We start from the raw sequence: 26,026 nt of genomic DNA, 5'->3' as shown, positions 1-26,026 counted from the left end.
GACAGCAATGTCCTCCGTGACGTCGAGGGCGCGAGGGATCACCGAGATGAAACATCCGTCCAATCGCGAGCTCTTCGCCTATTGGAACGACAGGCGCGGCCATGCCAAGGCGCCAGAGCGCTGCGACTTCGAGCCGTCGGCCGTGCGCGAGCTGCTCGGCGACATCTTCGTCTTGTCCTGCGACGCCGACAGCGGCTTTCCGTTCCGCATGGCCGGCACGCGGCTGTGCGCCCTGCTGGGCGGCGACGTCAAGGACAGGAGCTTCCCGGCGCAGTTCGCGCCCGCCAGCCGCCGCGAGATCGAAGAGATCACGATGGTCGTGTGCGAGGAGACGCTGCCGGCGATCGCCGGCGTCAAGGCGCAGGGACCGGATCGCACGACGGCGCATTTCGAGCTGCTGCTGCTGCCGTTCGCGACGCGCGCGCACGAGCCGATCAGCCTGACCGGCCTGCTCGCCCCGTTCGAGACGCCGCGAGGCGCGCTCGGACCGCTGGAGATGGTGTCATGGCGCTACATCCATCCGCCGGCCGAGCCGATCGTGCCGCGCGCGCTGCGCAAGCTCGCGCTCGCCCGCGGCTTGATGGTCTATGAGGGCCTGCGCTGACTGCGGCGCGCGTAGTTAGGACTTCTGTGCAGAAGCAACCGCAAATACTCCAATTGCGCTACCGCTAGCGGATTGTTGTAAGGGCCGAGAGTTTCGTCTGGAACCTTTCGCGCACCTTCTCTGCCCCGCTCTTCGGGTCGTTGGCTATGAGTGCGTTGACGACGACGAGGCCCTTGCGATAGGCGTCGACGGCGTCTTGCAGGGAGCGGTCATCTTTTCCCGGCTCGCTCTGCTCGCGCGCGGCGTCACCGATGCGCTCGTAGCCTTCCGCCAGCTCAAGTTGACGCTTGCTATCGTCGGGAAACCTTCCCGCGAGCTGCAGCCGGATTTGCAGACCGGCATCATATTCCTTGAGCGCGTTTACGAAGTCGTGCTGCCTTCGCCAGGCGCTCCCAAGCCTATCGTGTGTGTCGGCTACGTCGCGCGTCCATGCCACTTTATTGAGGTCCTTTGCGGTGATCTCCTCGCGAATTGCCAGGGCACTGCGGTATCTTTCGATCGCGCCCGCCGGGTCCTGCTCTGCCACCGAATCGCCGATGATGACGTATTGCCGGGCGAGGCGAATTTTCCAGTCGACCTTGTCGGGATCGTCGCGGGCGAGGCCGGCTGAGAGGTCGACTGCCATCTGGAAGTACTTCAGTGCGTCGTCGAGCTGGTCTTGCATCCTGTGCACTCGGCCGATCTGCTCGTAGATCCTCGACAAATTGGATCGATAGATGTTGTTTTTCGGCTCCCTGCGGACCAGGGCTTCCCGTATCGTCATTGCCTGCTCGTATTCCGCCAGAGCTTCCTTCGCACGATCGTGCGCAGCAAGGACATCGCCGATCCGGGTCCGAGCATCCGCCACGGCCTTCTGGGCATCCGGATCGTTCCGGTCCTGAGCCAGGAGAGCGGTGCCAATCGCAAGGGATTTCCGGTACCAATCCAGAGCCCCCTTCCAGTCCGTATTCAGGAGGCTGTCCGCAATCTTGTTCTCGACGAATGCGATTCTTGGGCGCGCTGCGCCGTCCGCGGGGTTCTTGTCAGCCAGCCGCTGCGCAATCCGTAGCGCGTAATCAAGTTCCGCTGCGGATCGCTTTAGGTCACGGCCCTCGAAGGCGTCTCCGAGTCGGAACGCAACCTCATAACGCAGCTTCTTCCACTCGTCGTTCTCGGCGTCGTTCTCGAGGAGCTGGTCAGCGAGGTCTTTGGCCTCTTCGATTTGTGTTAAGGCAGCGTCATGTGCTCCAACCAGCAGGTACACATCCGAGAACTTCGTCAGCAGCTTGGCGCGATACTCCATGACTTCCGGCCGATTCTCGACGGCACCGAAGATCTTCTCGGCGCCGCGCAGCAGCCGTTCAGCACTCGAAACCTGGATTGCGCCGGTATTGAGCTGATCCTGAATTACATCGAGCACGCTCCCGACGACGGAAAATGCACTTTTCGCGCTCCGCAGCGCGGATTGCTCCTCCAAATCCGCCTTTCGCCAGCCCCACACCGCAAAAACGAGCAAGGCCGCCATGACAATCAGCGCGCCGTTCCTGGCGCGGGAATATCGTCGCGCCTGCAGCTCGTTGTGGGCCCGACTGGCCGCCACGAGCTCCTTGAGCTCCGGCGCGCCCTCCATGTAGGACGCCGCGTCGTCCAGAGCGGCGCCGGAGAGCAGATAACCGGCGTCGAAGCCGGATGCCTGCCAGCGCTGCGCCGTCGCGATGAGCTGCAGCTTCGCCTTGGAGCGGTTCCGCTCGTCCTGCAGCCAGTCGCGCAATCGCGGCCAGCCGTCGATCAGCGCGCTGTGGGCCAGATCGAAGCGATCGTCGTCCCAGCCGACGCCTGGACTACGCCGGATGAGCTCGGCATCCACATATCGCTCCAGAACATGGTCGACGCGACCGGCAGGCGCGATCTGCACCAGAACGTCCCGCCGCACCCGGCGGCGGATGAACCCCTCCACGTCGGGCTGCACCAGTTGCAGGAAGACGCACCTCGCGGCCGCCTGGTCGTCAGACGTCAGACCGGCGTAAATCGCTTCTGCCGTACGGATCAGAGCGTCTCGCGGCTTGCCCACCTTATGATAGGCTTCCCAGGTGATGCGGTTGCGCTCGCGCTGGTCCCACAGCCTTCCAAGGGCAAATTGCAGCATGGCCAGCGCGCCCGCATCGCCGGCAACACTCTTGGCGAGGTCCTCGACGATTCCCTCGTCGAACTTGAGCCCGACCGTGGTGGCCGCGCTCTCGATGATGTGCTGCACTTCGGCAGCGTTGGGCGGCGCAAGCGAGAAGCGCGCGGCCGGGTTCTCCCCGAGTGACTTGAGCGCGGCGAGCTGAAGCGCCGGTTGCTGGTACCGCTCCTCGATAATGAGGATGGTCCGGTCCGGCTGGCCACGCGCTCCGACCAGTGCCTGAACAAAGCCCTCCCTCGTCTTCTCGTCCGAGCAGATCGTAAAGATCTGCTCGAGCTGATCGACAACCATGATAACGGGCCGCCCCGGAAATACGCCGTCGAGCAGGGCGCCAAAAAGCTCTGGCGAACGTTCGAGCTTCTGCTTCTGCTCGGTGATCCATGTTTCGAGTTTGGGTAATGCGGGATTGGCAGCCGCCTCATATATGCTCGTGAGCAACGCGGCGAACGGATCTGCTCTCGGAACTACGACCAGAACGAGCGGGCTCTTGCCTTCCCCGACAATCTGCGACTTCATCCTTGGGATGGCGCCGGCCATTACAATCGATGTCTTGCCGCTTCCCATCGGGCCGGTGACGAGCACTACTCGCTGTTCGCGAAGCTGCTCCAGAAGTCTTCGGACAGCCTCCTCGCGCCCGAAAAAGCGCCCTGCGTCGCCTTCGTCGAACGGGTTCAACCCTATGTAGGGATTGGCGGCGCTGGTGAGGTCCGGGGCGTGCGATGGGTCGAAGGGGGCGAGGGCGGGCAGCGTGGCAGAGAGAGCCTCCCGATCGCCGGCCGAAAACTGATACGACGTCCAGTAGGTAATGATGTTCTGGGCAGCCTCGCGGTCGGCCGGCGAATCTATCCATCGTCCCGCCGCCTGCGCCCGATCGACGAACTTATGGACGTCGGCAAGCAGATCTTGGTCGTTCTCTCGATCGCGGGCCGCGCGCATCAACGCGATGTGTTCGGCGCGCAATTCGGTTAGCGAGGTGAATGTTGACGGCACCGGTCCTGAGGCGTCCGGCGCAACTTGGTGATCTTTCGACATGGCTCACACCTTGTCAGACAGTTCTCGCAAAGGCTCACGGATCTTCAGGATGTCTCCACACTGCGCCTTGAGATCTCGATCGACATTGAAGAAGTGAAGAAGCGCCGTATCGCGGAATAGTTTGAAATTTCTGCGCAGCGTGCCGAAATTGGTAACGTGGCTGGCGATCGTCTCGTCGACCCGGCTGGCGTACTCCTTCGCATCCTTCGCCCAGTCCGCTTCAGCCTGCGTGGATGCGATCTCGTCGACGCGCGACTTGATCGCCGGCCAGAATTCCTTGAACAGGTCGAGCGATTCCGGTGTGTTCTTTTCGATGTTGTCTTCAGCCTCCCAGAAATCCTTCTCGATTCTCTGCCATTTGTCGTGTTCCGCAACCCGGCTACTCAGTTGCGACTTGATGTTCCTCAAAGATGCGATCGCCTCTTGAAGGTCGGCAGCCGACGCATCCCCTGCCGGTTTGGCGGCGACAGCATTGGCGAGGATTTCGCTCAGCTCTCGCAACGGGAGCTCTTCGGCATATCGGTTGAGCGATGCATTGACCCTGCTCTGTTCGGAGACGATCACGCTCCGAAACGGGAACACCGCAGTGATCACATCGTGCGTATCCTCGTCGCGAACGGCCTTCCGCAATTTCGGAATCGCCGATTCGAGCTCCTCTATCCAGCCCCGCACATGCGTCCTATCGGCGCCGACCTCCGGGAGCAGCTCGGCCGCCTCGCGCACGCGGCTGCAGATTTTCGCGAGGTCGATGACGTGTTGTTGGAGCCCGAACGATGCTTGCGGATCGCGCCCCAGTTCCTTGGCACAATCGATGATCTCGCGGTAATGTCGCAATTGGATGTCGTGCAGGCAATCGTGCAGCTCCTTGTAATGAAAAAGAGCGTCGATTCTGCTGCTGACCTGGTCGAGCGTTTTGCGCGAGGCCGCGACGACGGAGCGTATCCCGGCGTCCTCCTCGACTTCCCGACGCAGGCTATTGATCCCGGTGTTGAGTGTCTTGACGCTGGCCGGGGTGGAAATGCGATCGAGGTGCTCGTCGACAACCCTCTGAAGGGCCTCGTTGGACTGTTGATCCTCCCAGTTCTTGATGCCATTGAGCAGGTCGAGAAGCCGGCCGTCCCCTTCGACCATATCCAGAAGATCGAGGACGATGTTCGGTTTCGGCTGGTCCCAGGACAGTCGATTGAAAACGACTTTGCCCATCGTCGTGCGAACCAGGATCTTCAGATCGTTCATGTTGAATGCATCGCAGATGCCATGGAGCAGCTTCTTGTCCAAGAGAGAGTCCGCCCCTTTCGCGGAGCCGGCAGCGTCTGTCTCGACCATGGCCTCTACGCCCTTTCACTTGAAGCGAAGCGGACCCAGCGCATCATGGCGCCTCGAACTCGATCTTGCCTGCAAGCCGCTGGCGGATCATTCCAATCGGAATGCCCTGATTGAATTTCGGCGAGCCCCAGGCAGGGTCGCCCATGTGATGCATCGCAACCAGCGACCATTCCATATTGAAGCACGGGGATCCCGATGAGCCTCGGTCGCTGTTAGTGGCATAGCGAACCCGTGTGCCGTTGCCGTTCACGCCGAGCACAGCTTGCGTGTCCACGGCGAGCTTCAAAGGGCTCCCGTCCGGATGTTGGGCTATCAGCAGCGGCATGTCGATCTCAAGTGGCGGCTGTGTCTTGGGCATTGCGATCCAGCGCCGTCGCGGGGCACCAGAGCCGGCGTTCTTGTCGATCGGTTCGTTGCCGATGGATCGCGCCAAGCGGGCGAGTACGAAATCGAGTTCGTCGACCGCTGGAAGATCTCGGTCCGGCTGACCTTCGGCCTCGGCCTGGCTGTAACGCGCGAAGTCGATGCGCCAATCTGAATCGTGCAGCGGCACGACAACTCCTTCCGAGCGCGAGCCATCGGTGAGAACCTTGTAATCAAAATGGCAGGCGATCGCGGCCGGACGTGCCGTCCCCTCGATCGCGGACTCGAGCACGTGATAGTTGGTCAGGATGAGATCCGGTCCGATCAAGAAGCCGGTCCCCATCGCGTTGCCGTCAAACTCAATGCGGCAAACTTGGCCCTCGATCTGTGCCATGCATCCCCGCCACACGCCCATATCGAAGGTCTTAAGTCGCGGACGCACGATCGCTTCGAGGCCGCTTGCGGTGGCACGCTCGGGTGCCGCGGTGACGGACTTGCCCGCGTTCTGTACCGACATCGTCGGCGCCATGCCGAATTTCTCGTAAAGGCGTCGTATCTTCTCGTGGTCAGGCTTCGCAAGATACGCAGCGCGGGCCAAATCGACGACGATCGTCGCGCCCTTTCGCTCCGCCCAGTCGATCAGTTGAAACGCCACGTAGTTGTTCGGACCGGGTGTAACAATGTCTTCCAGCCGTTCGTTTAATCGAACGCGGACCATCATCTCCAATTCTCTAGGATTAAACGCTGCGACAAGCGCTTCCTGGAACTCGCCGAAATCGATGCCCGGTATCATCGCACCAGATCCTGCGCGAACTGAGGTGCCCGCCCGGCCGATGACCGGCACACGACGTCTCGTTGAAGCCGATGGGCTCGTCGTCTCGGTGCCCCTCATTGCTCCAAAGAACAATGTGCTGCGCTCAAGCTCTACTTTCAAGAGTGTTGTTTACGGTATGTAACCTCCCGATGAAGTCACCGGAGGGACGGGAGGCCGCCAGATCCGGTCTGGAGAGTGTGGATCTTGTCGCGACGACCTCTGGTCGCATCGCATGCGGGCCACGCGATCGGGGCTACGTCCCGCGCCTCACCGCGAGCCGGTCAGCGGGGTGAGCCGACTGCCGTCGGAAGCGAACGCGGCGACGTGATCCGAGATGACGAACGAAGTAAGATCGCGCCCGACGACAAGCGGGCCCTGATAGGCCGTGCGCGTGCGCGCGACCAGCGCACCCTCCGGCACGTCCTGGACCGGCTTCACGGTCGCAAACACGACGTGCGAGTAGACTGCGAGCTTCGGCTTCGCCTCGCTGAAGATCCTGCCGGCCTCCTCGGGCGAGGTGTGGTGGTCCTCGATGGCGCGGTAGTTCGGGTAGGATTTCAGCAGTTCCGGATCGATGACGGCGACCTCATGGATCAGAAGATCGGCCCCCTCCGCCGCCTTCTCCACCCGCGGATCGGGCTTGGTGTCTCCGGACAGCACGACCTTCTTGCCGTCGAACTCGACGACATAGCCGAGCGCCGGCTTGATCTTCTCGCCGTGATTGACCTCGATGGCGCTGACCCTGACGCCGTTACGCTCGTAGACGACGCCCGGCCCGATATCGGCCGCGGCGAAGGCGACGCCTTCGGGCGGATAGTGCTCGTCATCGATGCGGATGCGGATGTCCTCGGAGAAGGCTTTGGTGAGATTCTCCGTCATCGCCACTGTCCCCTTCGGTCCGAACACGACCATCGGCCCCTTGCGCGAGGCCCAGGGCGTGCCGATCCATCCGCTCAGCCACATGTCCGGCAGCCCCACCACGTGATCGGAATGCAGATGGGTGAGGAAATGCGCGGTGACGCTGCCGAGTGGGATGTTCTTCTGGAACAGGCGGATCGTGGAGCCGCGTCCGAGGTCGAACAGCAGCCGCTCCGGCCCGGCCTCGATCAGGGTGGAGGCGCTGAAGCTCGACAGGCGCGGCGTCGGCGTGCCCGTCCCGAGCAGGGTCACCTTCATCTCGGCCGCCGCGGCCGGCGACGATCCAACCGCTGCGCAGACCACGACTGCCACGGCTCCCAACCAACTCCGCATGAACGTCTCTCCCGTCTTCACTGGTGTCATTGGCGCGATGCCGCGCCTGCCCATTCTATCAGCTCGTCAAAGGCCGTGGCAGCGTGCTGCAGGAGCACAACGTAACGCTGAATTAACCGTGCAGGACTTAGTTTCAACACTGGATCATCCGGCACGCTAAGAGCCGGCTTTGAGTGGCGAAACATGGCGTTGCCGAACAAAAAACTCTCTCTTCCGGCCGCCGAGGAGCGCCGCCGTTTCCAGCGGGTCAAGGTCCACCTGCTCGGCCGCTACATGCTGCCGGACCGCCGTGAGTTTCCCTGCCAGGTGATCAACATGTCGCCGGGCGGCCTCGCGCTGCTCGCGCCGGGCATCGGCAATGTCGGCGACCGCGTGATCGCCTATCTCGACCATATCGGCCGCGTCGAAGGCAAGATCACCCGCATCATCGACAACGGTTTTGCGATGACGATCGGCGCCACCGCGCGCAAGCGCGACAAGCTCGCCGCGCAGCTGACCTGGCTCGCCAACCGCGACATCCTCAACCTGCCGGAGGATCGCCGCCACGACCGTATCATTCCGCGCAACCCGATCGCGGTGCTGACGCTCGAGGACGGCACCAAGATGACCTGCCGCATCATCGACATGTCGCTGTCGGGCGCGGCGATCGCGGCCGAGACCCGGCCGCCGCTGAAATCGCAGGTCATGCTCGGCCGCGTGCAGGCGCGCGTGGTGCGAAATCTCGAAGGCGGCTTCGCGATCGAGTTCCTGCACGCCCAGATCGCCGAAACGCTCGAAGACAGCGTTACCGCGCGGTAAAGCCGCAAGCCTCTGAAATCCCGCAACTTCACGGAGCACACGGCGTCCGCCACCGCGGGCGCCGTGTGGCGTTCGGCCAGCGCACAGGTGGTCCGGCGCGGTTAATGGCTGGCGGGCAAAGCGCGGCAGACCCTGCAACGGCAGCGGTTCCCGGCTTAATGCCGCGCATTCGATTCAACCCCGAACGATTCAAATTTTAGCTAAGTTCGATTCAAGTGAAAGTCGAATAAGCCCTTTGTTTTACTTGGATTTGCGTCAAATCCATCGTGGCGATTTAGCGGCAGCGAAAAATCTTTATGAGACACATGGTCCCAACGAAAACGGGGGGCCAAAAATGGTCAAGCGGACGGGACAGGCAAAAGGGTGGGCGGTCGCAGCCTTCCTGATGGCGATGGGCGGGATGGCGCATGCCGGCGATGACCGGGTGCTCTATGCGAGCCTTGGCGACACCGCACGGGCGCCGATCGGCTGGGTCGAGTTCTGCACCGAGACGCCCGAGGAATGCCGCGGCGGCGCGTCGCAGCCCCGCGACATCGTGCTGTCCCAGACCGCCTGGCGCGATCTGCTAAAGGTCAATCGCTGGGTCAACGAGAACGTCAAGCCCATCACCGACATGGACCATTGGGGCGTGGTCGAGAAATGGTCGCTGCCGACGGACGGCTACGGCGACTGCGAGGATTACGTGCTGCTGAAGCGCAAGCTGCTGATCGATGCCGGCTGGCCCCGCGAGGCGCTGCTGATCACGGTGGTGCGCGACAAGAAGGGTGAAGGACACGCCGTCCTCACCGTGAAGACCGACAAGGGCGAATACGTGCTCGACAATCAGAACGAGAGCGTCGTCGCCTGGACCGAGACCGGCTACCGCTTCGTCAAGCGGCAGTCGCAGGGCGATCCCAACGTCTGGGTCTCGCTCGGCGACGGTCGCCCGGCAGTGGCCACCGCCAGCGCAAGAGAACGCTAAGGCGTCCGCGAACGCTGATCAGAGAGGCGAGACACGAATTCGAGTTACGCGACCCGGTCACATCCCCACCCCTCCCCGTCCCAGACCGGTTCGCGCGCGGCCAGGCCTCCCCCAAGGCCTGGCCGCAACTTTTTTGAGCCAGCCGAAATTCACGAAAACCGCTTGAATTCCACGGCTTGGCAGCACCGTTCCGGTCCCGCTCGCCGGTCCACCCGTCACTTCGGCCGCTCGGGCCAGGCCCGACTGACCTGATCGCGCAGTTCCTCGAGCCCGCACGCGAGGCGCAAGTCCATCGGTATACTCGTTCTTTTTGAGGAACTGGCGGCCGCTGCAGCCCCGCCATACAATCCAAGATCAGTGATGCTCCACATCAACACGCGAAGATTGATTGCGCTGAGACTGTGGTGCTAGAGTGCTTCTCCTTTAGCGTGGGGCATTGCTATGGGGATGAACCTCGATGCCGTGATCTACTTGCAGCGGAACGGACATCTGACCGGCAGCAAAAACAGAATTCTCGATATCGGGCCGCAGACCATCTATTTCGCACGCGCCGAGCAGATCACGGAAATCGTCGAGCGCCTGGGACAGCCGCGTCCTGACGCAATAACCGTTGATCGGCTCGTCCACTTCTCGACGCCAAGAGCGGACGAGAGAACGACGATGCTTTCCGAGATCACGGATCTCGCAAACATCGAATATGAGGCGATCGATGTTTGTCCCGGGCTGAAGAACACCAACATCCTGGATCTCAACTTCGACGAACTCCCTTCGCAGCTCCGTGGCCATTTCGACGTGGTTCTCAACTTCGGCACCACCGAGCACATCGTCAATCAGTGGAACTGTTTCGAAGTGATGCATGACGCCATGAAGGTCGGCGGCGTGATCTACCATCAGCTGCCAGCGAGCGGCTATCTCGACCACGGATACTTCTGCTACACGCCGCTCTTCTTCCGGGAGCTTGCCCAGGCCAACGGCTACGAGATCGAGTGCCTCGCAGTCACCCATGCGGGCGAAAACCGGATCGACGCTCTCGGCATCACTTGTCTCGGCGGCGATACGATGTTGAATGAGCCGGCCCATCTCGCCGACAACAATCGCGTCCCCCAGCTCAATCTTCACGTCATCCTGCGGAAGACGATCGACCAGGCGTTCCGCCCCTCGCTCGAGATCGCTACGACCCACAGCCAACTGAGCGAAAGGATGCGAGCTCGCTACAGCGACCTCCTCCAGTTGCAGGATCGCATCGAGGCGCTTGAGTCGGAACTCGGCAGAACGGTGAGCCCCCGCCTTATCCGCTGGCTGCAGAAGAACTACGCTCTGCTGCGTGGGAGTGGGCGCGCGCCCGTCCGGCTGCCATAGCGAAAGGTGGCCTACCGTTTCTCGAATTGTGATGCCAGAGAAGCGTAGCTGGCATCAGTATCTGCCATCGGGCGCAGCCGCGCCTTCAATCGACCAGGCCGTGGCAAAGGCTGCGGCCAGGATCTCTCGCGCGTCGGGCACGATCGACTGTCACCGTGAATCTCTCGACGACGCCGTGCTGAGAGCAGGCCGAGATGCAAGCGTCCGCCGTTAGAGGCCAGCGGCGATCTCGACCGTCCTAGCTCCATCACCCGCCAGGAAGCACGGAGGCTTGAGCCGGCAATGGACCATTGTTCAAGCACGTCTGCGGCAGTCGGTCGAACGCGCGAACAAACTCCGACGAGAACCGCTTCGAGCTGTCAAATGACAGATGAGCCTCGTCGACGAAGGTGAGATCGTCGCCGGTATCAGCATCGATATACATCGCCCCGATCGTCTCGGCGAGTTGCTTGGTCGGATCCGGCTTTGGCCAGATTTCGGTCGTCGGCATCGGGACCAGAACGACACAGTCGGCAGGCATGCCAATTCGCTTCAAGAAGTTGTTTGCCTCGATCGCCGAGAGCGGCACATTGACCTGAAAGTCCCGCAACTGGCTCCGACGAACTCGCGGACGCTGGCGATCCGCCATCAGCACATCCCGCCAACGAAAATAGCCATCCACTGAGGATCTGAAGGCCGTCGGCGCCATTTCGCAGTCGACAAACCGTAAATTGCATAGGGCTGGCTGGGCCCACATCTCCCCCTTCTTGACCAGAGCCCGCCCGAGCTCCCATCCATCATGCAGCGCGGCCAGGGCGGGCTCGCTTACCCGATCGTTGAAATAGGGATCGACGCCAATCACCAGCACACGCGGACGCAGATGGTGCTTCACCGCAAGCGCAGAGAAGAACGTCTGCTGGTCTTCATAGCCGAATCCGAGATTAAACTGCCGTAGACCGCGTGCGGCAAAATACGACCGCACTTCGGCCGTGCTGAAAGCAAACATCGTGCGGCTCGACCCAGTAAAGACCACATCGGCTGCCTTCAGGTTGGCAAGCGCCCTGCGCTCGATCCCGAACCAAAACGCAGCATGCTCGAAGTCTCCAAATCGGCGCGCACTGCAGTAGCTGATGAACTGATCAGGCTCCGGCGCCGGCTTGCATCCCGCGATCGAGATCCCCCTGCCGCTATATGCGATCGGAGCCGCCAGGCAGCCCGATACAACGACCATGGCAATATAGATCAACAACCAAAGTTTGTGCCCATCACGCACGCACGCGCCCCCTGCCGGCCGGAACAACGGTTAGCAAATACCACATGGTTGGCCGTCACGCGCAAAAAAATCGACTTAAGATTGAATTCAGAGTCTGACGCAATCAATAACGGTATTTTTATACTTATCTAAGCCGAGTTTCCGACAAGCCGTGGTGAGCTGCCGGAACAAAAAAAGCCCCGCGGCGCGGGGGTCGCGGACTTCGTAGTTCGGCGTCTTGCCGTGGGTCGCGGACGGTGGGAGGCACGTCATCGCCTCGCGTAAGGCCGTCTCGATGCGCAACTTTTTTTGGCCTTGCTTTGACGATATGTCGCAGGCGGGGCGCGGCAATGGCCGGCCAACCTTGTTTTCCCTCGACCGTCGGGTTTAGGTTGTCGGCATGATGATGATCCTGCGAAGCGCGACCCTGCTGGCCGCGGCCTTGACCCTGGCGAACTGCTGCATGTCCGGCACCGGCTGCTCGGGACCGCTGGCCTCGGCCGGCGCACCTGCAGCCACGCCGGCGATGGCCGCTGCGCCCGCCGTGATTGCCGCGCAGCCGACGAGCGCTGCGGCCGACTGGGACGGCCGTGTCGCCACCTCCGACGCCGACACCGAGATGGCGACGGAGCCGGACATCGGCACGCCGCGCAAAGGCGCCAAGCGCCGTGGCGACTCGCGGGTCGACGTGATGTCCGCGCAGTCGAGCTCCGGCTATCGGGGCCGGATGAGCTGGGAGGAGGAACAGGCGGCCGACCTCGCCGACGAGGCCCGCCTCAAGCAGAAGCTCACGATCTGCCGGAACTGCAGCGCAACGCAGTAAGCATCTGTCCCGCCGCATTTTTCGGCCGGTCGCGACCGCCGCACGGAACCGGCATGGTGCATGGCGCGGCGGCGCCCTTTCGGACTTGCAGGCCTCGCTTTTGTCGGATTTCCTAATCAAACCTTGACGACTTGGTTCGTCCGTCAGACGCTCGATTTGCGGGCTGGGCGAACAGCGTTCTCTGCTCGAGTTTTCGCCTCTCCCAGTTTTCGGGAGGAGCATCCGAAGCTTTTTCAATTTGGGTGGTTTCGTGATGAATCCGGTGACGCGCGACACCAGACGCTACCCCGAGAAGCTCAGCCCGAGCCCCGTCAAGGGCGCCCAGCCGATCGCGCTCGCAGCCGCGACGCTCGTGGTGCTCGTCGCAGGCATCGGCGGCATCATGTTGTGGCGTGCCCATGGGGGCGCGCCGGAAGCCGAGCGCGGCGCGGTGACGCGGCAATTGCAGGCGCGCACTGTGCAGGCGTCCGAGCAATTGGTGGAGAAGACCAAGGGCCTGGAAGCCACCCAGCAGGAATCGATCGATCAGCTGCAGATGATGCAGGAGCAGATGCAGAGCATGCGCCGCCTGCTCGCCGCCCAGCAGGCCGACACCAAGCGGCTCTCGGACCAGGTCTCGACCTTGAAGGACTCCATCGACGGCCTGCGCCAGTCCTTCGCCAGCACCCAGAGCTCGGAGCAGGCCGCGCCGGCCCCGCGCAACCGCAGCATCCGCGCCCGCGCCCATGCCAGCCGCAGCGGCCATCGGCATCGCCGCAACCGGTCCTGATATGGCCGGTCCTGACACCTGCTCGTAGAATTTCCCGCCGAATTTTCCCGGGCCCCTGTGAAGTGCTTCACAGATTGAAACCGGGAGTCACGCCATCCTGCCTTCACCGGATGGCGAGCCAATTTCAGGATGGCACAGGGCCAATTTCAATATCCGGGGCTGGCAAGGTCGTTGGCGCCATACTGCGCCGACGGCCTTGTTCTTTGTGGGATCGCGTTCGACCGCCCGGAACGGACCCGACTGCCGCGGCTCTCCGGCTGGTGACTTGCTTTTCCCAGTCAATTCTCGGCTCAATGCGCCCGCAAGACGCAGAGGAGCCCCCATGTCCGCCGATCCAGCACTGACCTCCGATGTCATCGGGCTGACCACGGTCGCCCCCTTCTCACGCCGCGGCTTCATGACCGCGTCCGCTGCCGTGACGGCCGGCTACACGCTGGCTGCCGGCCCGGTGCGGGCCGAGGTCATCACCACCGACAGCAATGGCCTGAATGCCGGAGATGCGAAGATCAAGGTCGGCGACCGCGACATGCCGGCCTATTTCGCCCGCCCCGCCAGCGCCAGCAGCCCGCCCGTCGTGCTGGTCGCGATGGAGATCTTCGGCCTGCATCAGTACATCAAGGACGTGACCCGCCGTCTCGCCAAGCTCGGCGCGTTGGCCGTGGCGCCGGACTACTACTTCCGCAGCGGGACCGACCTCACCAAGATCACCGAGATCAAGGACCTGCTGCCGATCGTGAATGCCAAGCCCGACGCGGAGCTGCTGTCGGACCTCGACGCGACCGTGGCCTGGGCCAAGTCGCAGGGCGGCGACACCTCGCGCCTCGGCATCGTCGGCTTCTGCCGCGGCGGCCGCAACGTGTGGGAATATGCGGCGCATAGTTCGGCGCTGAAGGCGGGCGTCGCGTTCTACGGCCCGCTGATCGATCCGCCCAATCCGGCCTGGCCGAAGAGCCCGACGCAGCTTGCACCCGAGATGAAGGCGCCCGTCCTCGGCCTCTACGGCGAGGCCGACACCGGTATTCCCGTCGCCAGCGTCGAGGCCATGAAGGCCGCGCTCGCCGACAACAAGAAGACCGCGGAGTTCAAGATCTATCCCGGCGCGCCGCACGGCTTCCACGCCGATTATCGCCCCAGCTATCGCAAGGACGCCGCCGAGGACGGCTGGGTGCAGATGCAGGCGTGGTTCAAGAAATACGGCGTGCTGAGCTGACGGCCGCCGCCCGGGCGAGCGAACCGGGGAAGACTGCCCTTCCCCCCCCGCGAGACGTCCCGCTTGTCGCTTGCGCTCATGCGGGCTCCGGGCTGTCGGCGGTTAGCGCAGGCGATGATCGTCGCGACGGATCTTCGCCAGCTGCCTGCCGCCCTGCTCGAGCTCCCAGGCCATCCAGACCAGCGCTGCGCCCAGGCCGACGACGACGCCCATGAAGACCAACGTGAGTTCAGGGGATGTGAGTGTGTTCATCATGCCTGGATCCCATGCAAGCGTTGCGCCAGCTACTTCTCCGTTGCGCGCCGCCGATCGGAGCGACAACAAAAGGTGACGAGATGTCGTTAAGGCGAAGTGACCGGATCGGCCGGTCACCTCGCCCAAGCTTCATTCACACACCTCGACGTTCCGATAGCGCCAGCCGTGCGCCGTGCGCACGCGCTTGCGGGCGACGTAGCAGCCGCCGAGATCTTCGTAGGTGTACGGGTAGTAGTAAGGATAGCCTCCGTAACCGTAGTAGCCGGGATAGCCGAAGCCGAACCCGATTCCGAAGCCTGGACCAAAGCCATGATGATAACCGAATCCGTGATGGAAACCGCCGCCATGAAAGCCGCCCGGCCCGCGCGCCGATGCCATGCCGGGCACCATCGCCGCCGCGATCACGGCACCCGCCAGCAATCCCATTAATCTCTTGCGCATCGATCCGTCTCCAAATTCAACCGGCATGACAATGTCATTGCACTCGGTACTCTCAGCCGGATGTCTCTAAGCCGAATTTGGAACGGCGCGGGGGCAACCCCGCTCACATCTGCGCGATCTCGATGTCGTTGCGTGACGTCCGGAGCCGCGGGCAATATTCAGCAACCGCGGCAGATGCTCTTGACCTTCCGGTCGACCGTCTTGTTCTCCTGCTGAATCTGCTCATCGGTCGCATCACCGGCGTGGTTCGGTCCCGTTGCCGCGGTGCCTCCCGCCGCTCCACGACCCGTGCCGGTCGTGACGCCGGAATTGCTCGACCCCGCCCCGCTCGCGCCGGAACCGGACGACTGCGCCGTGCCGAGGCTGTTAGTCCCGTTGGTGCCTGCCGCCCCCGGTTGCGACAGCCGCGAGGGATTGTTGCCGCTTCCGGCTTCGTTCTGCGCGTTGCCGAGACCGGCGGCGTTCCCTGATCCCGCGGCGATACCGGTCGTGCCGGTGCCGGCGGCCCCCGCACCCGGCGCGCCGCCGCCAGCGCCTCCTCCACCGCCCGCACCGCCTTGCGCGAACACCGCTGTGGCCGTGCTGAGGCCTGCAATCACGATCAAAGTGCCCAACGAAGATCTGGCCATGTGACCGTCTCCCTTTACGCTTCAACCCGACCGGGCGGACCGCGTTCCGGAACGAATGTTGATCGGAGAGGATTGATGGGCGAGGAGACCGAGGAGCCGTGCGCAAGCTGATCGCCTTCGACGAGGACACGTTCGGCAAGCTCAAGCAGCTGGGCCGCGATCAGATGCTGAGTCTGCAGGATCTCGCCGACGAGGCGTTCATGGACCTGTTGGAAAAGCACGGCGTACCGGCGGATCTGAAGGACGCGCTGCGCAAGAGCGCTGCGGAGGATGGCGATGGCACAGGCAAGCCTGCGCGCAAACGGAAAAGCGAGACCGACGACAAGTCCAGAAACCAGTCGAAGCGCAAACCGAAGCAGAGAAGCAGGGCATCAGCATGAGCACCGACCCCGATCCTTTCGAGCAGGGCGAGCGCGCCGCGCGCGAGGCCGAGGCCAATCCCTATCACGACGGCAGCGAGCAGCATGCGCTGTGGGCGAGCGGCCACGAGCGTGTCGCCAGCGCAGCCGAAGCTGGCGAGTCCGAAGGGACGTGAGGGATCTCCGATAGCCCGACAGTTCGATCGGCGGCGAGGTCAGCCGATCTTCTTCAGGCCCTTGGTATAGCGCGGTCCCTTGGCGACATAGGCCTTGGCCGCGATACCCATGCGCTCGACCTGCGCCGGCTCCAGCGTGCGCACGACACGCGCGGGCGCGCCGATGATCAGCGAGTATTCCGGAAAATCCTTGCCCTCGGTGATGATGGCGCCGGCGCCGACGACGCTGCCGCGGCGGATGTGCGCGCCATTCATGATGATCGAGCCCATGCCGATCAGGGCGTCGTCCTCGACCGTGCAGCCGTGCAGGATGACATTGTGGCCGACCGTGACGTTGCGGCCGACGCGCAGCGGAAAGCCGGGATCGACGTGGCAGGTGGCGTTGTCCTGGATGTTGGAGCCTTCGCCGATCTCGATCGAGTCATTGTCGCCGCGGATCACCGCGCCGAACCAGACGGTGACCTCCTTGGCGAGCTTCACCCGGCCGATCACGGTGGCATTGTCGGCGATGTAGTAGTTGCCGTCCGCCGGCAGCTCGGGCGCCTGCCCGTCGAGTTCGTAGATGGCCATCGAGGTCTCCCGTTCGCAGGTGACCTTGGCACAGCCGCCAGAGCGATTTCAAGCAACCGCGGCGGCGGCGCCCGGCACGGGAACTAGGTCAGCACGCCCGCGGCGCGCAGCGTCATCACCACGAAGGTGCCGGACATCATGCTCCAGAAGCCGGCGATGACGGTCGCCAGCATCACGAACTCGAAGCGGCGGCGCTCGATGCGCGCGCCGCGTAGCGTGTTGCGCATGATGATGAAGGGCGCGGCGAACACCAGGAACGGCACCGCGGCGAAGCGCCGGGGCGTGACGCCCTCCTGCAGCAGCTCAAAGCCCGGCGGACGTTCGGCATACGCCTGATAGCCGCTCGCCAGGGCACCGGCCAAGGCGAAACCGATGAGGAGCGAGAACAGGGAATTGAACGCCTCTGCCGACATCGTACGCACTCACACACTTGCAGAACTGCCCGATGCTGGTTTGGCAAAAAGCGCTCGCGCCCGCCACATTATCCTTAAGGAACGGTTAACGGCGGCCGCAGCCGGTGCGCGGCTCCCTGCAGGTAAGTTTCTGCAGAATGCCGCATCGCCGTGGCATAGTCGCCGCTGATTCGGCCTTGAGATCCCCTGCCCGCCATGACGATGTTTTCGGTCCGCAGTGCCCGCCCTTCGAACGGACATGGCCATGCCGTGCCGATCATCCTGGGCTGCGTGCTGGCGGCGGCGGCGATCGCCCTCGTTGCCTACCTGCTCTGGCCGACCTGGCGCGCCAGCACCTTCAAGGGGCCCGAGCGCCTGCCGGTCAGCATCGGCAGCACCGTGTTCAACGTGCCGGCGGCCGCCATCCGGGTGAAGGTCCAGCGCCACACCGGCCCGCAGGAGCGCGTCGATCTCGGCTTCGAATATCCCTCGCTCACGCCGCCCGAGGCGCCGCATCACGTCAGCGCCGACCAGATCGATCAGGCGCCGCACCCGATCGATCGCATCTTCGTCTCGATATCGGCGCATCACGACGCGATGTCGCCCGAGACGCGACTGAAGACAATCTATCCGCGCTACCTCAATCCGGCTGCCGTGTCGGTGCAGGACGGGCTGAGCATGCGAAGCTTCCGCGCGGGCACACCGTACGACGTGGAGGATCTGTTCACGGCCGAGCAGCCTTTGCTGGTCGCCCGCTGCACGCGTGACGCCGCCACGCCCGGCATGTGCCTCAGCGAACGCCGCGTCGAGGGCGCGGATCTGATCTTCCGGTTTCCGCGCAGCTGGCTGTCACAGTGGCAGGACGTCGCCGCCGCGATGGAGCGGCTGACGGCGCAGATGCATGCGACGAAGTAGTCAGTAGTCAGTCGTAGCCCGGATGAGCGCAGCGATATCCGGGGTCTTTCGCCCAGCGCGTGTGAACCCGCATGTCGCTTGCGCTCATGCGGGCTACGCGCTCTAGGACTTACTCCACCAGATCGTCTTCCAGGATCGCCATCTGGAACTGGAACGAGCGATCGTCGTCCTCGTCGTCGACGAACAGCACGCCGATGAACTCCTCGCCGATATAGACTTCGGCGGAGTCCTCCTTCTTCGGCCGCGGCACTACACGGATCTTGGGATTGCCGAACACGCGCTTCAGATACGCGTCGAGCTTCCTGACTTCCTGAACGTCCACGGTGATCTCCAATCGACAGCGAGGTTTGCGGATGATGAGGACGTTGCAGCGCGAACGTCCGTGTCCTTGTGATTTCGACATTGTGATTTCGACATTCCGGCCCACCGATCGAGGCAAGACGAGCCGGCGATGTCGAACGACCTGAAAGGGACGCCGTGGATCTCACATTCACTCCGCCAAGACAAACGGCGGATCGTCAAATCCACAGACGCCGATGTGTTGGCACGAATTTCCCTGGATGAGAAGGTCTTGACTTCGCTGTCGCCGACGCGCTCGCGGCTCAGATCCCGATCGCGTTGATCATCTGATCCATGGTGCGCGACGGCTCCGCACAACCGGCCTCGCCGACGATCTTCGCCGGCACGCCTGCGACGGTGACGTTGTTCGGTACCGGCTTCACGACGACGGAGCCAGCAGCGATGCGCGCGCAATGACCGACTTCGATGTTGCCGAGCACCTTGGCGCCGGCGCCGATCAGCACGCCATGACGAATCTTGGGATGCCGGTCCTCGTTCTCCTTGCCGGTGCCGCCGAGCGTCACGCCATGCAGAATCGAGACGTTGTCCTCGATGATGGCCGTCTCGCCGCAGACGAAGCCGGTGGCGTGATCGAGGAAGATGCCGCGGCCGATGCGCGCCGCCGGATTGATGTCGGTCTGGAACACGGCCGAGGAGCGGCTCTGCAGATAGAACGCGAAATCCTTGCGACTCTTGCGATACAGCCAATGCGCCAGCCGGTGCGTCTGCAGCGCGTGAAAGCCCTTGAAGTAGAGCAACGGATCGATGAAGCGCGAGGTGGCGGGATCGCGATCGTAGACGGCGACGAGATCGGCGCGAAACGCATGGCCGAGGTCCGGCTCGTCGCGCAGCGCGTCGTCGAAGGTCTGGCGGATCAGGTCGCCCGACAGCGCGGAATGATCGAGACGATCGGCAACCCGGTGCACGACCGAATCCTCGAGCCGGCCGTGGTGCAGAACGGTTGAATAGATGAAGGTCGCGAGTTCAGGCTCGCGGCGCACGATCTCTTCTGCCTCGTGGCGGATCCGATCCCAGATCGGATCAAGCGTCGCCAGCTTGCTGCCCTGCTGCGGATTGGTCTGGTGCATAGCCATGGCTGCTTCTCGCAGTTTCAGTGGGCGAGCCTTATAGCACGGCGCTGGGAACGATGTCCTCCGCGGGCTGCGCGAGGCCGGCGATCCATCCCAGCCAGCCCGCCTCCCAGAGAACACGGGATTGAGACATTTCCGTTACGCCCCGCCGCTGACGTCCCGGTTGCGCCGCCATGCCGTTCGGCACCGCGTCGGCTCAAGGTGGGCAGCCGGAACCCGAAATCAAGACGATCGTGGCGGAAGAAGCGGCGGACACCGTGGCTGCGGCAAAAGGAACCACCCGGGCACAGAAGGCCGACCATTCCCCCGTTCAATCCCGGGATCGGCTTTACCATCCATCGCTCTGCGTCTACTAGTGAATATCGCCCTGACCATATTGCGGCCATGGTGCTCCTGATCGGGGGGACACGGGTATCAGTAACACTCAGATCCTGGACGAACGCACGACCGAGGCCGGATCGGCCTGGCTCCCCGTCATCGTCATCCCGCTCTTCCTGGTCGCGCCGGCGCTGTGGAACGGCTACCCGCTGCTGCAGTGGGACACCGGGGGCTACCTCGCGCGCTGGTACGAAGGCTATCTGGTGCCGAGCCGCTCCACCGTGTTCGGGCTCTATCTGCATTGGGGCGAGGGCTCGAGCTTCTGGCTCAATCTCGGTCTGCAGGCGCTGGCAACGCTCTGGATCCTGCAGCTCACCTTGCGCGTGTTGGGACTGGCCCAGCCGCTGCGCCTGCTCTGGATCGGCCTGCTGTTGGTCCTGACCACCGCCCTGCCCTGGCTCGCCAGCATGCTGCTGACCGACATCTTCGCCGGGCTGTCGGTGCTGGCGCTGTACATCATGGTCACGCAGGCACGCCGGACCTCCCTGCTGGAGAAATGCGCGCTGTTCGGCTTCGTGGCCTTCGCCTCCGCCACCCACAGCGCCACGCTCGGCGTCCTGTTCGGCCTGTGCTGCGTCGGCTGGATCGCCTATCCCCGGCTGCGCCGGCAGATCGCGCTCTCGGGCCTCGTCCAGGCCAGCATAACCATCGTCGCGGGGGCGGCGATGCTGCTCGCGGCCAACTTTGCCCTGTCCGGCCAGCTGGCGTGGACGCCGGGCGGCACCGGCGTCGCCTTCGGCCGCATGCTCCAGGACGGTATCGTGGCGCAATATCTGAAGGACCATTGCGCCCGCCAGAAGCTGAAGCTCTGCCCCTATCGCAACGAGCTGCCGCCCACCGCCGACGACTTCCTGTGGGGCAACAGCATGTTCAACAAGCTCGGCCGCTTCGAGGGCATGAACGACGAGATGGGCTTCATCGTGAAGCAGTCGCTCGCGGCCTACCCGCTGTGGCAGGCCAAGGCCGCCGCGGTCGCCACGGCCGAGCAGTTGATGCATGTGGCGACCGGTGAAGGCACCAGCGGCTGGGTGCCGCACACCTACGGCATCATCGAGCGCTACATCCCGTCGCAGGTCCGGGAGATGCGTGCGGCGCACCAGCAGCATTGGGAGATCAATTTCGCCGTCGTGAACTGGCTGCACGTGCCGGTCGCGCTGGGCTCGATGCTCGCGGCAGCAGCGATCGCCGCTCACGCGATCTGGCGGCGGCGGCGCGACGACGTCGCCCTGCTCGCCAGCACCGTGACGCTCGCGCTGCTCGGCAACGCCGTGATCTGCGGCGTGATCTCCGGCCCGCACGACCGCTATGGCGCGCGGCTGGTGTGGATCGCCACCTTCACGGCGCTGATCGCAGCCGCGCGCTGGTTCGGCGGCGAGCGTGCGGACGTGCCGACGGCATGAGGGCCCCGTAGCCCGCGTGAGCGACAGCCGAAGCCGCGAGGCTTCGGCGAAAGCGACATGCGGGTTCACACGCGCTGCGCCGGAAAACCCGTGCGCTCCGCTCGCCCTGGCTCCGCGTTCAGCGCCGCGCCAGGAAATCCACCACGCCGGCCTTGTAGACCTTGTCGCCGACCGCGCGCATGTGGTCGCGGTTGGGAATGTCGAGCACCTCTGCACCCGGGATGAGCGCACCGAGCGCGGGCCCCGAGCCCGACACTTCGTCCGTCGTGCCGACCGCGACCAGCACCGGCACCGCGATGCGGCCCGCATCCTCCCGCGAGATCAAGCCGCGCGAGCCGCGCATGCAGGCAGCCAGCGCCAAGCGGTCCGAGCGGGTCTGGTCGGCGAAGGCGCGGAAGGTGCGGCCGACGGGATCGGTCACGTCGTCGATCGACGGCGCCTCGAGTGCCGAGGCGACGTTCTCGCCGGGTCCGCCGCCTTCGATCATCGCCATGCCGATGCCGCCGAAGATCGCCGAGCGCAGGCGTTGTGGAGTGTTCAAGGCAATATGCGCGGCGATGCGGCCACCGAGCGAGTAGCCCATCACGTCGGCGCTGGCGAGGCCGAGATGATCCATCAGCGCGGTGACGTCGCTCGCCATCTCCGCGATCGAATACAGCGCGGGGTCGTAGAGCTTGGCCGAATCGCCATGGCCGCGATTGTCGAGCGCGATCACCCGGCGGCCGTCCTTGCGCAACTCGGAGGTCCAGCCCGGATAGATCCAGTTGACGGTCTTGGTCGAGGCGAAGCCGTGGACGAGCACGATCGGATCGCCCTCCCCCTCATCGATGAAGGCGATTTCAACAGCGCCGTTGTGAAAGCTCGGCATCGGTCGCGGATCCCGGAATGTGCAAGTATTGATCTTGAGCCGCAGTCTAGCCGCAGGGCGCGGCCGCGGCCAGTTCGGGACGGACCGCAGCGGCCTGCATCTGGCGCAGGCGGCGCCGCTTGCTCCGGTCGAGCCAGGCCTGGGTGGACCGCTCGGCCATCGCCTTGAGCGAGGCGACGAAGCTGAGCAGCGTCATCAACGCGCCGAACAGCCACAGCGCAAGATTGAACGCGCCCGCGGTCAGCAGCAGCGCGCCGCGGCCGAGCAGCTTCAGGATCGCGCGGGTCTGCCCGCCCTTGGCCTCGGCCAGGCGGGCCGCACGGGCAATGTCCTTCGGCCCTTCGGCGAGCTTGAGCGAATCGAGCGCGCCACGCGTGCCGGCCTTTTCGGTGACGCGGCCGACATCCTTGGCGAGCCGCACCAGCGCGCCGGCCTTCTCGGCGCGGAACGCAGCCCGGATCGCGGTCGCGGTCTGGCCCGGCCGCAGCACCGAGCCGGAGGCCACCGCCTGCTGCAACAGCGGCGCATCGACAACCTCGCGCGCCGAGCGCCCGGCCCAGGCGGCGAGCCCCTCGCCGAGCCGGCCGACTTTCCGCGCGTCCTTGACTAGCGTCAGCCCGGCCCGCACCGGCGCGGCAGTCCCGACCGAGGCATAGGTCGCGGCCGTGACGGCAAGGCCCGCAGTCGCGAGACCCAGCACCAGCCGGTCGGTCTCCTCGCCCATCACCAGATGCTTGCCCTCGCGCACCGCGTCGCGGATGTCGCCGAACACGAAGAGGTCGCCGGCCACGGTGCCGGACAGGCTCGCGACGTCATCGGCCTGGCCGGTGACGAGCCCGCTGGCGAAGCGCTTGGCGACACTCCCCGGCGCCTTCTCGGCGGCCACGGCATCGCTCACCCGCTGGATCAGCGCCTCGTCGAGCGCAACGCGATGATCCTGTGCGAGCGCGACGAAACTCTCGGCGAGATCGGGATCGCCAGCCGCGAGCGCATCTTCGATGTTGCGAACAATCCGCGCCGGATCGTTCTGCAGAACGGACGCGATCTGAAGCTCCGACAGCCTCGCCGGTTCATCCTGTGCCACGATGATGGCTCCGGCCCCATAGGCGTGCGGCCATATCGCAGCGCCGACCGCGGCGCTGACGGCAAGCCCGGCCAGCGCCAGACTGATTCCCAGCTTGATTCGCTTCGAGATCACGCCGCCTTCACGTTGTCGCGGGGACGATGCCGAAAGACATAGGATGTCCCGTGCCTGACACAACGGCCCCGACGAAAGAAGGGCTTCTCGGCGGGCCTGAGTTTGTGTCGAATCCACAGGCCACAACATAACGGCGTGCGTTGCACCAAACGCGGGTTCCCAACACTAGGAATTGGCCTTAAGGCTCAGTATGGTCGCGCCGTTTTCGACGCGTGCGGCCCTGCGACCTCAGTCCCGTCCTGCTCCGTCGTGCTGACCGCATACGCTCCCGTTGCCACGCGAGGTGATACCGATGGCCGATAACATCGTCCCGCATTTCCACAATGATGCCGGTGTCCCCGTCATCGAGATCGGCTCGCATGAGTTCATGTGCGTGGGCGCCAATCCGCCGTTCGATCATCCGCACGTGTTCCTCGATCTCGGCAACGACAAGGAAATCATCTGCCCGTACTGCTCGACGCTGTACCGCTATGCGCCGGACCTCGCCGCGGGCGAAGCGCGGCCGCCGGAATGCGTGCTGAAGGACGTTGCCTGATCGGCGTGTCGTGGCATCGCGTACCGTCTATGTGGCTGGAGCCGGGATTGGCGGCCTGACGGCTGCGCTCGCGCTCGCCACCAAGGGCTTCCGCGTCGTCGTGCTGGAGAAGGCCGAACGGCTCGAGGAGGTCGGCGCCGGCCTGCAGCTGTCGCCCAATGCCAGCCGCATCCTGCTCGATCTCGGCCTGGGGCCGCGGCTGACCGCGCGCGCCGTGGTGCCCGACGCCGTCAGCATCATGAGCGCGCGGGCCGGCGGCGAGATCGCCCGCCTGCCGCTCGGCGAGGCCGCGAGCCAGGCGGCTGGCGCGCCCTATTGGGTCATCCACCGCGCCGACCTGCAGGCGGCGCTGGTCGCGGAGGTGATGGCGCATCCGGACGTCGAGCTGCGGCTCGGCTGCCAGTTCGAGGACGTCGCCGCCCACGCCAAGGGCCTGACCGTCGTGCATCGCCGCGGCAATGAGCGCCGCCAGGACGTGGCGCTGGCGCTGATCGGCGCCGACGGCGTGTGGTCGGCGGTCAGGCACCATCTGTTTCCGCAGGTCCGCGCCGCGTTTTCCGGCCTGATCGCCTGGCGCGGCACGCTCGACGCCCGGCAATTGCCACGCGAATTGACCGCGGCACGGGTGCAGCTGTGGATGGGTCCCGAGGCCCATCTCGTCGCCTATCCGATTTCTGCCGGCCGGCAGGTCAACGTGGTCGCGGTGGTGCCGGGGACCTGGAACCGGCCGGGCTGGAGCACGGAGGGTGATCCGAGCGAGCTGAAGGCGGCGTTCGCCCCACCGCGCTGGCCTGCGACGGCGCGGCTGCTGCTCAACGCCGTCGACGGCTGGCGCAAATGGGCGCTGTTCGGCGTCCCCGAAGGCATCGAATGGACCGACGGCAGCGTCGCGCTGCTGGGCGATGCCGCGCATGCCATGCTGCCCTTTGCGGCGCAAGGCGCGGGAATGGCGATCGAGGATGCGGTGGTGCTCGCCAAGAGCCTGAGCGAGGCACGCCCGGACGGTCCCGGCGCGATCCCGGCTGCGCTCAAACGCTACGCCAAGCTGCGCCGTCCGCGCGTCGGCCAGGTGCAGCGCACCGCGCGCAATCAGGGCCGCCTCTATCACATGACCGGGCCGCTGGCGCTGGCCCGCGACCTCAGCATCAAGGCGCTCGGCCCGCAGCGCCTGTCGGCGCGGCAGAGCTGGATCTACGACTGGCGGCTATAGGTTGCCGCTGCGGCTGCGGTCAGTAGACCGAGCCGTCGCGCGGTAAGATCGATGGTGCGCCGGAATTGCTCGAGGCCATCGGCCGCGCATTGCGCGCCGGCTTGACCGGCTTGCCATCCTTCGCGGCCACCGGCGCCGGCGGCGTTTCCACGCATTTGTTGCGGCGCCAGGCCTCTTCGGCGAATTGCGACTGGCCCCTGATGGCGACATAATCGTTGCGATACGCGACCTCGGCGACGATGGCGCCGCCGGCTCCGGTCTCCGCCTTGGCCATCAGGCCCTGCAGCTCGGCCGCGCGCGCCGCGAGCGCCTTGCGCTCGGCTTCGAGCTGCTTGCAGTCGTAGAGATCGTATTTGGCGGGATCCGCGAAGGCCGTCGACACGCTGTCGCTCATGCCTGCGCAGCCTGAGAGCAGCCCTCCCAACACGAACAGTCCTGCGGCGAGCGCGAGACAGTGGTAAGCTGGGCGATGGCAGTCGGTCGTCATGAAGCCTCGATGTTGCAGCCGTCTTAGAGCCTTGTGCCGTTGATGACCGGAGACGGGCCGGTCAGCAAGGCCGCCGTT

General features: G+C 64.6%; 29 protein-coding genes. 14 read left to right on the top strand and 15 right to left on the bottom strand.

Annotated elements, in window-relative coordinates; genetic code table 11:
- Positions 1-46 precede the first annotated feature (46 nt).
- Entirely contained in the window at positions 47-604 is a 558-nt protein-coding gene (locus QW868_RS26775; RefSeq protein WP_315737502.1) for a PAS domain-containing protein, read from the top strand.
- 64 nt (positions 605-668) lie between these two features.
- On the opposite strand, the gene QW868_RS26770 is transcribed toward QW868_RS26775, so the two are convergent.
- From QW868_RS26770 to QW868_RS26755, 4 genes are all read right to left on the bottom strand, one after another.
- Entirely contained in the window at positions 669-3,800 is a 3,132-nt protein-coding gene (locus QW868_RS26770; protein ID WP_316231930.1) for a tetratricopeptide repeat protein, read from the bottom strand.
- Between the two features lie 3 nt (positions 3,801-3,803).
- Positions 3,804-5,078 (bottom strand): hypothetical protein, encoded by a 1,275-nt coding sequence (locus tag QW868_RS26765; protein ID WP_315771090.1) that lies wholly within the window; start codon positions 5,076-5,078, stop codon positions 3,804-3,806.
- Positions 5,079-5,169: 91 nt separating this feature from the next.
- The gene (locus QW868_RS26760; protein WP_316231929.1) at positions 5,170-6,282 is read right to left on the bottom strand and encodes a trypsin-like peptidase domain-containing protein; all 1,113 of its coding nucleotides are present in this window, start codon (positions 6,280-6,282) and stop codon (positions 5,170-5,172) included.
- Between the two features lie 288 nt (positions 6,283-6,570).
- Positions 6,571-7,554, bottom strand: a complete 984-nt coding sequence (locus QW868_RS26755) for an MBL fold metallo-hydrolase (RefSeq protein ID WP_316231928.1) — start codon at positions 7,552-7,554, stop codon at positions 6,571-6,573.
- Positions 7,555-7,737: 183 nt separating this feature from the next.
- Between QW868_RS26755 and QW868_RS26750 the strand changes: the two genes are divergently transcribed.
- The 3 genes from QW868_RS26750 to QW868_RS26740 all read left to right on the top strand — a co-directional run bounded on the left by QW868_RS26750 (position 7,738) and on the right by QW868_RS26740 (position 10,672).
- Positions 7,738-8,352, top strand: coding sequence for a PilZ domain-containing protein (locus QW868_RS26750; protein WP_315737497.1), 615 nt, complete (start codon positions 7,738-7,740; stop codon positions 8,350-8,352).
- A 334-nt stretch (positions 8,353-8,686) separates the two neighbouring features.
- Positions 8,687-9,313 (top strand): transglutaminase-like cysteine peptidase, encoded by a 627-nt coding sequence (locus QW868_RS26745; RefSeq protein WP_315737496.1) that lies wholly within the window; start codon positions 8,687-8,689, stop codon positions 9,311-9,313.
- 447 nt (positions 9,314-9,760) lie between these two features.
- Positions 9,761-10,672, top strand: a complete 912-nt coding sequence (locus QW868_RS26740; protein WP_315776692.1) for a methyltransferase domain-containing protein — start codon at positions 9,761-9,763, stop codon at positions 10,670-10,672.
- A 247-nt stretch (positions 10,673-10,919) separates the two neighbouring features.
- Here QW868_RS26740 and QW868_RS26735 read toward each other — a convergent pair whose 3' ends face one another.
- Positions 10,920-11,900, bottom strand: coding sequence for a hypothetical protein (locus QW868_RS26735; RefSeq protein WP_316162962.1), 981 nt, complete (start codon positions 11,898-11,900; stop codon positions 10,920-10,922).
- A 403-nt stretch (positions 11,901-12,303) separates the two neighbouring features.
- Between QW868_RS26735 and QW868_RS26730 the strand changes: the two genes are divergently transcribed.
- From QW868_RS26730 to QW868_RS26720, 3 genes are all read left to right on the top strand, one after another.
- Positions 12,304-12,726, top strand: a complete 423-nt coding sequence (locus QW868_RS26730) for a hypothetical protein (protein WP_315776694.1) — start codon at positions 12,304-12,306, stop codon at positions 12,724-12,726.
- Between the two features lie 253 nt (positions 12,727-12,979).
- Positions 12,980-13,495 (top strand): hypothetical protein, encoded by a 516-nt coding sequence (locus QW868_RS26725; RefSeq protein ID WP_315737492.1) that lies wholly within the window; start codon positions 12,980-12,982, stop codon positions 13,493-13,495.
- Positions 13,496-13,892: 397 nt separating this feature from the next.
- Positions 13,893-14,705, top strand: a complete 813-nt coding sequence (locus QW868_RS26720; RefSeq protein WP_410051334.1) for a dienelactone hydrolase family protein — start codon at positions 13,893-13,895, stop codon at positions 14,703-14,705.
- Between the two features lie 102 nt (positions 14,706-14,807).
- Here the strand turns inward: QW868_RS26720 and QW868_RS26715 are convergent, their stop codons facing one another.
- From QW868_RS26715 to QW868_RS26705, 3 genes are all read right to left on the bottom strand, one after another.
- Positions 14,808-14,960: a hypothetical protein gene (locus QW868_RS26715; RefSeq protein ID WP_315737739.1), complete on the bottom strand. Its 153-nt coding sequence runs from the start codon at positions 14,958-14,960 to the stop codon at positions 14,808-14,810.
- A gap of 129 nt (positions 14,961-15,089) precedes the next feature.
- Positions 15,090-15,401 carry a hypothetical protein gene (locus tag QW868_RS26710; protein ID WP_315754014.1) on the bottom strand — a complete coding sequence of 104 codons (312 nt, stop codon included), beginning with the start codon at positions 15,399-15,401 and terminating at the stop codon, positions 15,090-15,092.
- Positions 15,402-15,559: 158 nt separating this feature from the next.
- A complete protein-coding gene (locus QW868_RS26705; RefSeq protein WP_316162964.1) occupies positions 15,560-16,030 on the bottom strand; it encodes a hypothetical protein in 471 nt (156 codons plus the stop codon).
- 98 nt (positions 16,031-16,128) lie between these two features.
- Between QW868_RS26705 and QW868_RS26700 the strand changes: the two genes are divergently transcribed.
- Both QW868_RS26700 and QW868_RS26695 read left to right on the top strand, forming a co-directional pair.
- Complete coding sequence (locus tag QW868_RS26700; protein WP_316162965.1) at positions 16,129-16,410, top strand: hypothetical protein; 282 nt, start codon at positions 16,129-16,131, stop codon at positions 16,408-16,410.
- Positions 16,407-16,565: a hypothetical protein gene (locus tag QW868_RS26695; RefSeq protein ID WP_316162966.1), complete on the top strand. Its 159-nt coding sequence runs from the start codon at positions 16,407-16,409 to the stop codon at positions 16,563-16,565. The genes QW868_RS26700 and QW868_RS26695 overlap by 4 nt, the downstream gene beginning before the upstream one ends.
- A gap of 39 nt (positions 16,566-16,604) precedes the next feature.
- On the opposite strand, the gene QW868_RS26690 is transcribed toward QW868_RS26695, so the two are convergent.
- Both QW868_RS26690 and QW868_RS26685 read right to left on the bottom strand, forming a co-directional pair.
- The gene (locus QW868_RS26690; protein WP_315737487.1) at positions 16,605-17,135 is read right to left on the bottom strand and encodes a gamma carbonic anhydrase family protein; all 531 of its coding nucleotides are present in this window, start codon (positions 17,133-17,135) and stop codon (positions 16,605-16,607) included.
- Positions 17,136-17,218: 83 nt separating this feature from the next.
- Positions 17,219-17,548: a DUF6949 family protein gene (locus QW868_RS26685; protein ID WP_172115419.1), complete on the bottom strand. Its 330-nt coding sequence runs from the start codon at positions 17,546-17,548 to the stop codon at positions 17,219-17,221.
- A 195-nt stretch (positions 17,549-17,743) separates the two neighbouring features.
- On the opposite strand from QW868_RS26685, the gene QW868_RS26680 reads away from it, so the two are divergent.
- A complete protein-coding gene (locus QW868_RS26680) occupies positions 17,744-18,442 on the top strand; it encodes a hypothetical protein (protein ID WP_315776699.1) in 699 nt (232 codons plus the stop codon).
- 109 nt (positions 18,443-18,551) lie between these two features.
- Here QW868_RS26680 and QW868_RS26675 read toward each other — a convergent pair whose 3' ends face one another.
- Positions 18,552-18,764, bottom strand: a complete 213-nt coding sequence (locus QW868_RS26675) for a DUF3126 family protein (protein ID WP_006611186.1) — start codon at positions 18,762-18,764, stop codon at positions 18,552-18,554.
- Positions 18,765-19,044: 280 nt separating this feature from the next.
- Entirely contained in the window at positions 19,045-19,875 is an 831-nt protein-coding gene (gene cysE, locus QW868_RS26670; protein ID WP_315737485.1) for a serine O-acetyltransferase, read from the bottom strand.
- Between the two features lie 170 nt (positions 19,876-20,045).
- On the opposite strand from cysE, the gene QW868_RS26665 reads away from it, so the two are divergent.
- Positions 20,046-20,228 carry a hypothetical protein gene (locus tag QW868_RS26665; protein WP_315811538.1) on the top strand — a complete coding sequence of 61 codons (183 nt, stop codon included), beginning with the start codon at positions 20,046-20,048 and terminating at the stop codon, positions 20,226-20,228.
- Positions 20,229-20,453: 225 nt separating this feature from the next.
- Positions 20,454-21,650 carry a hypothetical protein gene (locus tag QW868_RS26660; RefSeq protein WP_316231926.1) on the top strand — a complete coding sequence of 399 codons (1,197 nt, stop codon included), beginning with the start codon at positions 20,454-20,456 and terminating at the stop codon, positions 21,648-21,650.
- Between the two features lie 118 nt (positions 21,651-21,768).
- On the opposite strand, the gene QW868_RS26655 is transcribed toward QW868_RS26660, so the two are convergent.
- Both QW868_RS26655 and QW868_RS26650 read right to left on the bottom strand, forming a co-directional pair.
- Complete coding sequence (locus QW868_RS26655) at positions 21,769-22,518, bottom strand: alpha/beta hydrolase (protein ID WP_315780698.1); 750 nt, start codon at positions 22,516-22,518, stop codon at positions 21,769-21,771.
- Positions 22,519-22,564: 46 nt separating this feature from the next.
- A complete protein-coding gene (locus QW868_RS26650) occupies positions 22,565-23,716 on the bottom strand; it encodes a hypothetical protein (protein ID WP_410051329.1) in 1,152 nt (383 codons plus the stop codon).
- A gap of 292 nt (positions 23,717-24,008) precedes the next feature.
- Here QW868_RS26650 and QW868_RS26645 point away from each other — a divergent pair, with 292 nt between their 5' ends.
- Positions 24,009-24,251 carry a zinc-finger domain-containing protein gene (locus QW868_RS26645; RefSeq protein WP_006611181.1) on the top strand — a complete coding sequence of 81 codons (243 nt, stop codon included), beginning with the start codon at positions 24,009-24,011 and terminating at the stop codon, positions 24,249-24,251.
- 10 nt (positions 24,252-24,261) lie between these two features.
- On the top strand, positions 24,262-25,461 hold the full coding sequence (locus QW868_RS26640; RefSeq protein ID WP_316231925.1) for an FAD-dependent monooxygenase: 1,200 nt from the start codon (positions 24,262-24,264) through the stop codon (positions 25,459-25,461).
- A 19-nt stretch (positions 25,462-25,480) separates the two neighbouring features.
- On the opposite strand, the gene QW868_RS26635 is transcribed toward QW868_RS26640, so the two are convergent.
- Positions 25,481-25,948 (bottom strand): hypothetical protein, encoded by a 468-nt coding sequence (locus QW868_RS26635; protein WP_316231954.1) that lies wholly within the window; start codon positions 25,946-25,948, stop codon positions 25,481-25,483.
- Positions 25,949-26,026: the final 78 nt, after the last annotated feature.

The sequence above is a fragment of the Bradyrhizobium sp. SZCCHNR1051 genome, from assembly GCF_032489615.1.
In the GTDB taxonomy this organism is placed as follows: domain Bacteria; phylum Pseudomonadota; class Alphaproteobacteria; order Rhizobiales; family Xanthobacteraceae; genus Bradyrhizobium.
Note: the sequence above shows the minus strand (reverse complement) of the source record. Positions and strands in the feature narration are given on the sequence as shown.